The sequence below is a fragment of the Halorubrum sp. LN27 genome (genome assembly GCF_016635065.1).
Taxonomy (GTDB): Archaea; Halobacteriota; Halobacteria; order Halobacteriales; family Haloferacaceae; genus Halorubrum; species Halorubrum salipaludis.
In genome coordinates, this window is the sequence record NZ_JAEPET010000001.1 from 1,799,300 (window position 1) to 1,811,145 (window position 11,846).

At 65.0% G+C, this 11,846-nt stretch carries 10 protein-coding genes; 4 read left to right on the plus strand and 6 right to left on the minus strand.

What is annotated here, in order from left to right:
* Window positions 1-305: 305 nt before the first annotated feature.
* The 5 genes from JIN95_RS08845 to JIN95_RS08865 all read right to left on the minus strand — a co-directional run bounded on the left by JIN95_RS08845 (window position 306) and on the right by JIN95_RS08865 (window position 7,427).
* Window positions 306-1,067, minus strand: coding sequence for a uroporphyrinogen-III synthase (locus tag JIN95_RS08845; protein WP_095637554.1), 762 nt, complete (start codon window positions 1,065-1,067; stop codon window positions 306-308).
* Window positions 1,064-1,921, minus strand: coding sequence for a uroporphyrinogen-III C-methyltransferase (gene cobA, locus JIN95_RS08850; RefSeq protein ID WP_095637553.1), 858 nt, complete (start codon window positions 1,919-1,921; stop codon window positions 1,064-1,066). Before cobA ends, JIN95_RS08845 begins: the two co-directional genes overlap by 4 nt.
* Window positions 1,914-3,146, minus strand: coding sequence for a hydroxymethylbilane synthase (gene hemC, locus JIN95_RS08855; protein WP_095637552.1), 1,233 nt, complete (start codon window positions 3,144-3,146; stop codon window positions 1,914-1,916). The genes cobA and hemC overlap by 8 nt, the downstream gene beginning before the upstream one ends.
* Window positions 3,147-3,285: 139 nt before the next feature.
* On the minus strand, window positions 3,286-6,225 hold the full coding sequence (locus JIN95_RS08860; protein ID WP_200531135.1) for a PAS domain-containing protein: 2,940 nt from the start codon (window positions 6,223-6,225) through the stop codon (window positions 3,286-3,288).
* A gap of 158 nt (window positions 6,226-6,383) precedes the next feature.
* Window positions 6,384-7,427 carry a hypothetical protein gene (locus JIN95_RS08865; RefSeq protein WP_200531136.1) on the minus strand — a complete coding sequence of 348 codons (1,044 nt, stop codon included), beginning with the start codon at window positions 7,425-7,427 and terminating at the stop codon, window positions 6,384-6,386.
* Window positions 7,428-7,768: 341 nt separating this feature from the next.
* Between JIN95_RS08865 and JIN95_RS08870 the strand changes: the two genes are divergently transcribed.
* The 4 genes from JIN95_RS08870 to JIN95_RS08885 all read left to right on the plus strand — a co-directional run bounded on the left by JIN95_RS08870 (window position 7,769) and on the right by JIN95_RS08885 (window position 11,189).
* Window positions 7,769-9,046 carry a cysteine desulfurase gene (locus tag JIN95_RS08870; protein ID WP_200531137.1) on the plus strand — a complete coding sequence of 426 codons (1,278 nt, stop codon included), beginning with the start codon at window positions 7,769-7,771 and terminating at the stop codon, window positions 9,044-9,046.
* A gap of 316 nt (window positions 9,047-9,362) precedes the next feature.
* Window positions 9,363-9,920 (plus strand): response regulator, encoded by a 558-nt coding sequence (locus tag JIN95_RS08875; protein ID WP_200531138.1) that lies wholly within the window; start codon window positions 9,363-9,365, stop codon window positions 9,918-9,920.
* An 80-nt stretch (window positions 9,921-10,000) separates the two neighbouring features.
* Complete coding sequence (gene sufU / locus JIN95_RS08880; protein ID WP_095637548.1) at window positions 10,001-10,423, plus strand: Fe-S cluster assembly sulfur transfer protein SufU; 423 nt, start codon at window positions 10,001-10,003, stop codon at window positions 10,421-10,423.
* 85 nt (window positions 10,424-10,508) lie between these two features.
* On the plus strand, window positions 10,509-11,189 hold the full coding sequence (locus JIN95_RS08885; RefSeq protein ID WP_200531139.1) for an Sjogren's syndrome/scleroderma autoantigen 1 family protein: 681 nt from the start codon (window positions 10,509-10,511) through the stop codon (window positions 11,187-11,189).
* A 16-nt stretch (window positions 11,190-11,205) separates the two neighbouring features.
* On the opposite strand, the gene JIN95_RS08890 is transcribed toward JIN95_RS08885, so the two are convergent.
* Window positions 11,206-11,799, minus strand: a complete 594-nt coding sequence (locus JIN95_RS08890) for a class I SAM-dependent methyltransferase (RefSeq protein ID WP_200531140.1) — start codon at window positions 11,797-11,799, stop codon at window positions 11,206-11,208.
* Window positions 11,800-11,846 lie beyond the last annotated feature (47 nt).

Genomic DNA, 11,846 nt, shown 5'->3' on the forward strand with positions numbered 1-11,846 from the left:
GGCTGATAAATGTGCGGGGTTAGATATCAAATATGATAATAATGGGATGATAGTGGAGACTCAGATCGCGCTCGAACAGGGCTTACACGCGAATTCCTCCCCGTTTTCCCGATCCGATAACCGATCTGCGTCTCAGTATCGGTCGTGAGACTTCTCGCCGTCCCGAGAATCGTCCGGAACATCGCCGGGTCGACCGTCCCGGAATCGTCCGGTCCGTCGTCCGATCGATCGTCGCTCCTCCCGTCCGTCGTCACTCGCTCGTTCGCGTCGCCGAGGCGGTCGGCGGCTCCGTCGCGTCCGCCCTGTCAGTCCCTGCCGACCGCCTCGGCGACGGCCCGCGCGAGCGCCTCGAAGTCGGCGTCGTCGGGGACCACGTCGACGTCGATCCCGTGTTCGGCGGCCGTCTCCGCGGTCGGCGGCCCGATCGCGCCCACGACCGCGTCGTTCAGTCCGTCGACCGCCGCCTCGCGGATCCCGCGCTCCTCGGCGGCGTCGAGGAAGTGGGTCACCGTGAGCGACGAGGTGAACGCGGCGGCGTCGAGGTCGCCCGCGGCGGCCAGCGCCGCGGACTCGCCGGCGTCCTCCGGGCGCGTCAGCCGGTACAGCACCGTCTCGGTCACGGTCGCGCCGGCCTCGCGGAGCCCGTCCAAGAGCACGTCGCTCCCGTGGTCGGAGCGCGCCACCTCGACGCGCTCGCCGTCGACGCGCCCCGAGAGCGCTTCGACCAACCCCGCCGAGGTGTACTCGTCCGGCACGAGATCGACGGTCCACCCCGCCTCGCGGGCCGCGTCCGCGGTCGCGGGGCCGATGGCGACGAGGACTGCGTCGCCGGGTTCCCAGCCCGCCTCGGCGGCGAGCTCGACGCCCGTCTTGCTCGTGAGGACGACGGTCGGCGCGTCGCCGGGGGTCGCCCCGGTCGGCTCGACCGCGAGCATCGGGTCGGCGACGGGGGCGGCGCCGAGCGACCTCAGCAGTTCCGCCGCGTCGTCGATCCGCTCGTCGGCCGGGCGGAAGACCGCGACGCTCGGGGGGGTGGCGGCGCCGGCCGCCTCCGGCTCGTCGCTCACGCGTCGTCACCCCGCTCGCGGTTGCTTCCCCCCTCGCGGTCGCTTCCCCCCTCGCGGTCGTTCCGGAGGAACTCCAGCACGCGGTCGCGCGTCGCGGCCACGTCGCCGATCACGGTGACCGCGGGCGGCTCGATCCCGGCCTCGTCCCGGGCCTCGACGATGGTGTCGAGGGTGCCGGTCGCGACGCGCATGTCGGGCCACGTCGCGCGCTCGACCAGCGCGACCGGGGTGTCGCCGTCAAGCCCGGCGTCGCGGAGCTCCGCGGTGTACGCCGGGAGCTTGCCGACGCCCATCAGCACGACGATGGTGCCGCCGGTCGCGGCGAGCGCGTCCCAGTCGACCGCCGACTCCTCCTTCGTCGGGTCCTCGTGGCCCGTGACGAAGGAGACGGAGGAGGCGTGGTCGCGGTGCGTCACCGGGATCCCGGCGACCGCAGGGCCCCCGATCGCGGAGGTGACGCCGGGGACGACCTCGAAGGGAATCCCCGCCTCGGCGAGATGTTCGGCCTCCTCGCCGCCGCGCCCGAAGACGAACGGGTCGCCGCCCTTCAGGCGGACGACCGACTTCCCCTCCCGCGCCAGCTCGACGAGCCGGCGGTTCGTGTACTCTTGCGGGGTCCACTCGCCGCCGGCGCGTTTCCCCACGTCCTCGCGCTTCTCGTCAGGAATCCGCCCGAGGATCTCCGGGCCGGGGAGCTTGTCGTGGAGCACCACGTCGGCCGACTCGATCAGGTCGGCGGCCTTCACCGTCAACAGATCCGGGTCGCCCGGGCCGGAGCCGACGAGGTAGACGGTGCCGACATCGTCGGCGGCTCGCTCCTCGCCCGGCGTCGTCGCGTCGTCGCTCTCACTCATCGTCCGCTTCCTCCTCCGTCCCCTCCCGTGTGCCCTCGTCGGCCTCCGCCTCGGTCTCCTCGCGGGCGGCCGCGATCAGGTCCGCGGCGCCCCGGTCGGCGAGGTCGGCCGCGAACTCCTCCGCGGCCTTCGCGTGCGACCGGATCGGGAGGTCGCGGGTGTCGGCCACCTCCTCGGTGCCGTCGGTCGAGAGCACCCGGACGCGCGTGTGGACGTGCTCGCCCTGCACGAGCGCCGAGACGCCGATCGGGGCGACACAGCCCCCGTTGAGCTCGCCGAGGATCGTGCGCTCGACGGTGACCGCCACCCGGGTCCGCGGGTGGTCGACCGCGGAGCGCACCGCCTCGATCACGTCGGGGTCGGTCGCGGTGACGGCGATGGCGCCCTGCCCGGCCGCGGGGACGAACTCCTCGCGGGGGAGCCGGGTCGTGGGGACCTCGTAGAACAGCTCCGAGCGCCGGAGTCCGGCCTCGGCGAGGACGATGGCGTCGTACTCCGTCTCCACTTTCCGCTCCATCGCCGAGCGTTCGAGGTCCGACAGCGAGTCGAACCACTCCTCGACGCTCTCGTCGAACTCCTCGTCATCGTCTCCCGCTTCTGCGTCGCCGTCGGCGTCGCCGTCGCTCAGCGCGTCCCAGTTCGGCTCGTCGGCGTCGCCGTCCTCACCGCCCTCACCGCCCTCGTCCGCCGTCGCCGCGCGCGCCTCGCCCGAGGCGATCAGGCGGCGCTCGTGTTCCGCCTGCAGGCCGGGCGCGAGGAGCTTCTCGATCCGGGTGTCGACGTTGCCCCGGAGGGGCTCCACCACGAGGTCCGGCCGCGCGGCCTTGATCTGGGCGGTCCGGCGGAGCGACCCGGTCCCGACGACGGAGCCCGACGGGAGGTCCTCGATGCCGAGCCCGTCGGGGTGGACGAGCACGTCGCCGGAGGGCGCGCGCTCGGGGACGCCGGCGACGACCATATCGTCCATCCCCTCGGTGGGCACGTCCTTCAGGGAGTGGACGGCGAGGTCGGCGTCGCCGTCGAGCACCTCCTCGTCGAGCGCGCGGACGAAGGCGCCGGTCTTGCCGAGGCGATGGATCATCTCGTCCGGGATCTGGTCGCCGCGGGTCTCGACGCGCCGGAGCTCCACGTCGCGGCGGCGGCTCGACAGGGCGTCGCGGACGGTCCCGGCCTGCCGGAGCGCCAGGTCCGACCCGCGCGTGGCGAGCCTGAGCGTATCGGTCATACCCGCACCGAGGTCCCCCGCGTTCAAAAGCGCACTAGTTCGGGCGTGACGCTGAGCGCGTGCATTTCGCGCGTTCTTCGAACCCGACGGCGGAACCCGAGCGCATGCGGCAGCCGTTCGGTGTCCGCGCGGAGCCGTGTCACCCGTCGAACTCCACGCCGGTGACCTCGAAGCGCGCACCGCCGTCGCGACCTCTGGTCACGCGAATCTCCCAGCCGTGGGCCTCAACGATCTGTTTGACGATCCGCAATCCGAACCCGGTTCCGGACTCAGCCGTTGAGTACCCCGCTTCGAAGACCGTGTCGCGGTCATCGTCCGGAATCCCCGGCCCGTCGTCTTCGACGTAGAACCCGTCATCGACGAAGCCGACGGTCACCCTCACGTCGTCGCCCCCGTGCTCGATCGCGTTCCGGAAGAGATTCTCGAGGAGTTGCGTAAGGCGATCCGAGTCCGCTTTGATCAGTCCCCGGTCACCGTCTTCGTCTCCGTAGTTCATCGTGGCGTCGGCAGCGGGATCACCGACGATCGCCCATGCATCCTCGACAGTATCTCGAAGCGACACGGGCTCTAACGATCCAATATCCCGTCCCTCACGAGCTAACCAGAGCAGATCCTCGATGATCCGATTCATTCGGTCAACGGCGGATTCGATCGCCGGGAGATGCTCGTTTTCACCGTCCTCCCTGGCGAGTTCGACTCGACCTTCGATCACGCTGAGTGGGCTTCGGAGATCGTGGCTAACCACGCCGGCGAATTCGTTGAGGCGCTCGTTCTGTTGGTGTAACTCCCGTTCCATCCGCTTCCGTTCGGTAATGTCGATAAGTACGCCGGGGAAGCTCAGCGGCGTCCCGTCTGCATCGCCGTTGACGGTTCCGCGTGCGAGCACCCAGCGGACGTCGCCATCGGCGTCCAACACTCGGTATTCGGATTCGAAGTCACCACACGTTTCCACAGTCTCATCGATCTCGGCTTCCACCCGGTCACGGTCGGCGGTGTGAATCGACGAAACGAACTCGTTGAGTTCGACGCCGTCTTGTGCACGATCCGGGTCCACGTCAAACGTGTTCGCGAATTCACGGTCGACAACAACTCGATCCTCTTGGATGTGCCACTCCCACGTTCCGAGTGCACCCGCCTCGATCGCGTTCTCCAATTGGGCGTGAGCGGTCTGTAGCTCCTGTTCGCGCTCTTTTTGCGCTGTAATGTTTTGTACGAACCCCCGCACAGTTCGCGGGTCTGCCCCGTCGAGCACCTTCGCACGGGTCCGAATCCAGCGCTGGTCACCTTCAGCAGTATTAATCCGGAGATCCGCCTCGTACGACTCGCCACGTTCGAGCGCGGTGGTGACGGCCTGCTCGATCGTCTCTCGATCCTCGGGATGGAAGAATTCAAGCGCCTCCTCGAGCGTCGGCGTGAACTCGGGATCGACGTCGTGGATTCGGCGAGTTCCGTCCGTCCACACAACGGTCCCGTCGGTCGAAAACTCCCACGCGCCCAACTCACCTAACTGTTCAGCTTCGGTGAAGAAATCACGGATCCGTTCGAGTTCCCGTTCGCGCTGTACTTGCTCGGAGATATCTCGGCCAACCCCGACTGCCACTGCTTCCCCGTGGACCGGATCTCGGACACGGGTCTTGCGAAACTCGAACGGGATTCGTTCGCCATCGACGGTGAGTGCGTCGGCTCGCGTCGTCGAAGCACCCGTCTGTATCGCCTCGTCGATACTGTCGGTGATCCGTTCCCGATGCTCTTCAACGAACAGCGCCGAGATATCGATGTTATCAAGCTCCGAATCAGCGTAGCCGGAGATCTCCGAGACACGCTCGTTCCAACGAATGAGCTCCCCGTCTTCGGAGACGACGTAGTAGACGTCTTGAAGCGCGTCGAGGCTCTCATCCATGAACGTCTGCTGTCGCTCAAGTCGTCGCTCTCGTTCGATCTGCGACGAGATATCGGTGATGAACCCGTCGATCACCTCGTTCCCGGTCGCGGGGTCCTCAATCAACGTCCCCTGATCGCGAATCCAGCGAACGTCGCCGTCTTTGGCAATGATGCGATACGTCGAATCGAAGCGGCCCCTCGCTTCGATGCCTTCGAGAAGCTCGGTCCAGATGTCCTCCCGATCGTCAGGGTGAATGATCTCCTCAGCGAGGCGAATGTTCTCTTCCAACTCAGTCGTCGTATATCCAGTAATCGACTCGGCATCACCTTTGACGAACTGTAACGGGTACTCCGATTCATACTCGTGGCGATACACGTACCCGGGAAGGTTGTCGATGATCGTTTTGAGATGGAGCTCCCGCTCCCGCTGGTCCGTGATGTCTCGGACATGACCGACGATTCGTACGACGTCCCCTTGCTCGTTGAGAACCGGTTTGGAATCACCGCGGACCCATCGGTAGTCTCCGTCCGGGCGGACGACGCGATACTCGATCTGTGAGGAGTTGCCGTTCGACAGCTGTTCCATTGACTGCCGGACCTTCTGTCGATCTTCAGGGTGGATCAGGTCCAAGAATGAACTCGGGGCGTCCTCGAGATCCGCGATCGACCTGCCCCAGATCTCTTCGTACGCGGAATTGATGAACAGCAGCTCACTCCAGTCACCGTTGAACATGAATAAAAGATCATCCGTCCGGTCGGCGAGTTCTGAGAGCTTCTGTTCAGTTTCCTGAACCACTTGGCGAGCACGATGTTGCTCGACGGCATTGCTAATCCGGTTTGCGAGAACGACGTACTGGCTGGTGCCCGATCCCTTTTGCAGATAGTCCGTCACACCCGCTGATATCGCGTCGCTAGCGATCTCTTCAGACCCCTTCCCAGTGAAGAGGATAAAGGGAAGGTCGGGGTTTCGATCGCGGACGGCCTCGAGAAATTCAATTCCGTTTCGACTCGGCATATCGTAATCAGAGACGACACAATCGAACTCCTGCTCGGCGAGGCGATCTAACCCGTCGCTCGGATCGGATTCCGTATGGACGTTGATCCTGTCATGTTCGCGCTCAAGAAACGTCGCGACCAGATCGGCAAATGACGGATCATCGTCGACGTGGAGGACGCGAATTGTACCGACTGTACTCATAGATGGTCGAAATGAACGACTCAGCGTTAAGTATCTGTGTGCACGATAAACACAATCTTCGGGGCTCACGAATCGCTCAGTACAGAGGAGCGATATAGCAATCGACCGTGGTTGACTTCATGAGGTTTCGCACGAAGCAGGGTTAGCGACAGTATCCGTTAATGTGTAGCGTCAGCGGGCTCAGAGATGTCGAATGATTCAGTCTCTACCGTCTCATCAGCGTCCCCCTCAATAGCCATATTATATGATAAGCTATCGACTGTATTTTTACTTGTGATGTTTATTCCGCCAATACGAATGGCCACTGCTGCGTAATTAGTGCCGGGATCAGGTACTAATTCTACCGAAACTGTCCAATCATTAATTGAAATATTTTCAAGAGTTGCCCCCCAGATGCTAGGCTCATCAGAATCAAATTGCCTGTTTAACATTTCAACTACTGCCTCTTCGACCGTTGCGTATTCATCAAGCACAGATATATCAATAGTAATCGATAATTCATCGGCTTCTGGGGTCAGCCACTCAATATAGAGTGACTGGCTGCTTTGACGATCGCCATTAATTGGAATCCGGCTCGGACACAGCGTTGGCGGGAGTAACTGAGGGTCTACGAGTGTGAACTGCCCGTCAAAAGAACGTGAGAAACCACATTTACTCCCGTCTCTAGAACTGCCGATACCGCCACGGACGAACTCCACGTGGTCATCGGGGGATTGAACCTCGTATTGGATTTCAGTCACTGATTCAACATCTGTGAACTGATATCCTGTCAACTTCAATGCGATTGGGTCTGCATCTGACGCATCCTCCGACGTACGTATCACGAGATCAATAATCCCGTCAGTGATATCCACGCTATCGACGTTGTTGTTGTAATCCACTGTAGATCCTGATTCCAATCTCCCGAATGTCCCTTGTGTCGTTTCGACAGAGATGTCTTCTCTGTTTGGTCCATACTGCTCTAATGGAGTTACGTCTATTCTGACGTTATGCTCCTGATTTTCCTCAGGTAATTGGCTCCCTGTCAGGTCGAATATCTCAATGACCTGTTCGGTATCGAAGCCTGCTCTAATATTATCTACAGTGACGGCCATACTCACCCGCGGCTCGTTCTGACCGTCTCTTTCTGAGGAATTCATACAGCCAGAACCGGCAGCAATGAGAGAAACAGATCCTGCAGCGATGAGATCTCGACGTTTCACACGGAACCGGTGTCAATAGATACATATATGCTTTCCGTGAATATTTTGCTCAATATTATGATGTAGTGTCTCGAATTGGTGAGATTCTAGCCGGTCAACTCACAGGTCTTATCGACCGGCTGTTTCAGACGACAATACCTACGAAGTATAATATTTTGTACAGCCGGCGAAAGGTGGTTCTCGTATTTCGCAGAACACACGAACGTCCTCTCTTGTACCAGAGATCGTGACAGAGTTCATCATTCCGAACCACCGGTGGGGTTCTCTGGATCCGCCTCCGAGACACTGGCAACACGTACCGGACCGAAGGTGTGTTAGTGCTCGGGCCCCAGATCCGGGTAATGGGAGTTCAGGAACAGTACCCGTTCGACGTCGAGGCCGTCCGCGCCGACTTCCCGATCCTCGATCGGTTGGTCGGCGGCGATCCGGAGACGCCGGGCGAGGGGCCGGGCGACGACACCCCGCTCGTCTACCTCGACAGCGCGGCGACCTCGCACACGCCGGACCCGGTCGTCGACACGATCGCGGACTACTACCGCGGCTACAACGCCAACGTCCACCGCGGGATCCACCAGCTGAGCCAGGAGGCGTCCGTCGCCTACGAGCAGGCCCACGACACCGTCGCCGACTTCGTCGGCGCGTCGGGCCGCGAGGAGATCGTCTTCACGAAGAACACCACGGAGGCGATGAACCTCGTCGCCTACGCGTGGGGGCTCGACGAGCTCGGCCCCGAGGACAACGTCGTCCTCACGCAGATGGAACACCACGCGTCGCTGGTCACGTGGCAGCAGATCGGCAAGAAGACGGGGGCGGACGTGCGGTTCATCGAGGTGACCGACGAGGGGCGGCTCGACATGGAGCACGCCGCCGAGTGCATCGACGACGACACGCGGATGGTGTCGGTCGTCCACGTCTCGAACACGCTGGGCACCGTCAACCCGATCCCGGAGATCGCGGCGATGGCCCACGACCACGACGCGTACGTCTTCGCCGACGGCGCGCAGTCGGTGCCGACCCGGCCGGTCGACGTCGAGGACCTCGGCGTCGACTTCCTCGCCTTCTCGGCGCACAAGATGTGCGGGCCGACCGGCATCGGGGCGCTGTACGGCCGCGAGGAGATCTTGGCGGAGATGCAGCCGTACCTCTACGGCGGCGACATGATCCGGCGCGTCTCCTTCGAGGACTCCACGTGGGAGGACCTCCCGTGGAAGTTCGAGGCGGGCACGCCCTCGATCGCGCAGGGGATCGCCTTCGCCGCCGCGATCGAGTACCTCAAGGAGATCGGCATGGAGAACGTGCAGGCCCACGAGGACCTGCTTGCCGAGTACGCCTACGACGAGCTGACCGACCTCGGCGGCGTGGAGATCTACGGGCCGCCGGGCCACGACCGCGGCGGGCTCGTCGCGTTCAACGTCGAGGGCGTCCACGCCCACGACCTCTCCAGCATCCTCAACGACTACGGGGTGGCGATCCGCGCGGGCGACCACTGCACCCAGCCGCTCCACGACGAGCTCGGCGTCGCGGCCTCCGCGCGCGCCTCCTTCTACCTCTACAACACCGTCGAGGAGGTCGACGCGCTGGTCGAGGCCGTCGGCGAGGCGCGCGACCTGTTCGCCTGACGCCGCATCGCGGCGATCTCCGAGCCTCGCTCTGCGATCCGTCTCTCGGCTCCGCGAGGGCGCGCCGAAACCGTCGGACGGCGGCTGGTTGCTGACGACTCTACACGACGGCGACACTCGACGGTTAACCCGGCTTAATCCGCCCAAATTCGGGCTGAGTATCTTCTTCTTATACGTGTACGGGGCCCGATGGCCGAATCATCATGACGAACCGATCGCGGGTAACGAACCGATCGCGGGTGACGAACGGTGACGACCGTTCCCAGAGCACCTCCTCCGATAGTTTCCGACGGCGTTGCGCCGGTATCACCAGCCTATGACGAATTCCACACGGCCTTCCACCGCGTCGGACGCCCAAAGTGACACCCCCGTCGAAACGGACACCCCCGTCGCCGCCGACGGCGGCTCCGGGGAAGACGGCGGTCCCGTCGTTATCCTTCACGTCGAGCCCGACGCGCGCTCCGCCGAGCTGCTGACGACGTTCGCGGAGCGCTTCGCCGACGGGTTCGCGGTTCGATCGGTCGATGGGATGGAAGCGGCGCTCGGCGCGGTCGACGCGGCCGACTGCGTCGTAACCGAACAGCGGCTTCCGGACGGCTCCGGCGTCGATCTGGTCGACCGGATCCGGGGGCGGGGCATCGACGTTCCGGTCGTGTTCCACACCACGTGCCGCGAGCGGGAGACGGAGGCGCGAACGCTCGCGGCCGGTGCGGACGCCTACTTCCCGAAGCGGCCGGAGCGCGGCCAGTACGACCGGATCCTCGAGCGGCTCGGCGGGCTCGTCGGCGACGGGTCCCGGGCCAGTCGCACCGCGACCACGGTCTCACCGGGCAGGCCGAGCTCGTCCGTGAAAGCGTCTCAATCGGAAGAGTAGTCACCGGTCTCTCGTCGCCGGCTCGACGCGTCGCGAGCGACGGAACCCTTTTGACTCGCACCGGCCTACCTGAGAGCGATATGGGACTGGGCTCGGACATGTACCGACAGCAGATCCTCGACCACTACAAGAATCCGCGCAACTACGGGGAGCTCGAGGACCCCGACTTCACGCACGTCGGCGAGAATCCCTCCTGCGGCGACACGATCCGGATGCAGGTCGCCCTCGACGACGCGGAAGAGGAGATCGAGGCGGTGCGGTTCACCGGCGACGGCTGCGCCATCTCGATGGCCTCGGCGAGCATGCTCTCCGAGCGGCTCCACGGGATGTCGATCGAGGAGCTCGAGGAGCTCGACACCGACGACATCACCGAGATGCTCGGCGTCGACATCTCCCCGATGCGCGTGAAGTGCGCGGTGCTCGGTCGACAGGTCGCGCAGGACGGCTCGAAGATCCACCGCGGCGAGCTCGACCCCGACGACCGGACGAAGACCGAGGAGTAGGGTCGTCCGAGACGCCCCAACACCCCTGCTCCGCTCCCGTCCCGAGCCCACCGGACTTTTGCTCGTGAACCACGTTCGTCCGCGTATGAGCGACGGGTTCGACAAGGAGGCCGAACGCGAGAAGCTCCGCGAGAAGTTCGCGGAGGACGAACAGAAGCGCGAACACACCCAGCGGATGTCCGAGCTGCTGTTGCAGGGCGCGACGATGACGAACCGCCACTGCGACGACTGCGGCGACCCCATCTTCCGCCACGACGGCCAGGAGTTCTGCCCGACGTGTCAGGCGACCGGAACAGGCGATGGCGCGCAGGGTAAGAGCACACAGGGCAAAGGAGCGCGCGGCGACTCCCAGGGGGGCGCGCAGGCCGCGGACCTGGAAGGGGCGGGGAACGCGCCGCGGAAGGTCGTGAAGACCCGGGACAGCGACGAGCGCCCGTCGCAGGGAGAGGACCGAGACGCGTCGGGATCTCCGACTGCGGGACAGGCGACCCCCCCGAACGCGAGCCGGAACGCGACGGACCGGAACGCCGCCGCCTCGAACGCGGCCTCGTCCCCGTCGACCGCCGAGGCGCCGCGCGACGGGCCGAGCGCAACGCCGCCGGCCGAGCCCGCCGACTCGGGAACCGTCGCCGACGCCCGCGCGTCGCTGACGCGGACGCTGACCCGGTTCGCCCGCGCCGCCGAGGAGACGGACAACCCGCGGCGCGCCCGTGACCACCTGCAGGCGGCGCGCGAGGCGGCGGAAGCTTTGGCGGCGCTGGACTGATCCTCCTCTCCGCCCGTCAGCGTTCGAAGACGAGCCCGTAGTGGTACGGCGGGAGGTCGACCTCCCGGACGAGACGCAGGTCGCTCGCCTCCTCCACGGCTCGCCGTGTCGCCTCCGGCGGAAGCCGCAGCTCGGTGGGCGGGCCCCGCGGCTCGCCGCCGATCGTCGTCTCCTCGCGCGGCAGGTCGCGCCAGTTCACCACGACGAACCGGCCGTCGGAAGCCAGCGCGTCGGCGACCCCCTCGACGAACGCGGCGCGGTCCCCGATCCCGTGGAACGCGTTCGCGAGCAGCGCGAACTCCGCGGGCTCGGGGAGCAGCTCCGGGAGGACCCGCGCGTCCCCCTCGACGGTCGCGACGTTGTCGATCCCTTGGTCCGCCGCGAGCGCGTCGAGCTCGGCGAGCAGCGACCCGTCGACGTCGAGGGCGTAGGCCGTCGCCGGGTCGGCGATCTGCGCGGCGGGCAGCGCGAAGTAGCCGTTCCCGCTGCCGATCTCGACGACGCGGTCCCCGGGCGAGAGCCCCAGCCGCCGGAGGGTGGCGCCCGGCGTCGGCCACACCCGACCCCACCAGTCCCAGTCCGGCTGTCCCGTGTTCTGGAAACGGTCCATACTTCGAGGTGACCCGTGGAGGGAGTTAGCAACTCGGATCGATCCTC